The 609-nt window shown below is 49.8% G+C and carries 2 protein-coding genes; both read right to left on the bottom strand.

The window, feature by feature from the left end; translation table 11 throughout:
- Positions 1 to 388 (bottom strand): prepilin-type N-terminal cleavage/methylation domain-containing protein (locus tag JNK74_29420; GenBank protein MBL7650294.1); only part of this gene is annotated, 388 nt, incomplete at its 3' end.
- The coding region (locus JNK74_29415; GenBank protein ID MBL7650293.1) for a general secretion pathway protein GspG at positions 388 to 609 on the bottom strand (222 nt) is incomplete at its 5' end. The genes JNK74_29415 and JNK74_29420, both read right to left, overlap by 1 nt.

Here is a 609-nt window from a genome sequence, read left to right as displayed (position 1 = left end):
ATTCTTGATAGTACGAGCCATCCAGCGCTCTTCCCGAGTAGCCGCTATAAACATCATAGACGCCCGATTCCGTCTCGTTCTTGGGAGGAACCTCGATCCAGGTTTTATCGCTTTCGGTGAAAGGATCTTTCGGCACGCTGCGCATATAGCGTTTGTCGACCAGCTCCGCCAAGTCAATGGGATATTTACCAAAGTCAGAATAGAATTGATCAATGGCATTGCGCATGATACCCAAGTCCTGCCGTAACACGGCTTCTTTGGCTTTATCGATAGAATTAAAATACTTCGGCGCGACAATACTTAACAACGTCGCGATAATCGCCATAACCACCAGCAGTTCGATTAAGGTAAACCCTCTGAATTTGCGGGTTCCGGATAGGTTCATCATCACCACTCCCGGTAAGGAATGCCGTTCAGGCCTATGGCTTCCGAACGTGAATGAACATCAAAAACATCGTCGCCTTCCTTGGGACTATCCCAGGGACTCTCATAACTGCGCTTCCCCCAAGTATCCGCAGCCGGAGTCGCCGAGACACCGGCGACATCCAGTTCGACAAACAGTGGATCAGAGGGCAAGCGGCGCAGGAAATAAATAATCTTCTTATCCGG

Source organism: Candidatus Hydrogenedentota bacterium (assembly GCA_016791475.1).
In the GTDB taxonomy this organism is placed as follows: Bacteria; Hydrogenedentota; Hydrogenedentia; order Hydrogenedentales; family JAEUWI01; genus JAEUWI01.
This window is presented reverse-complemented; position numbering and strand designations above follow the sequence as displayed.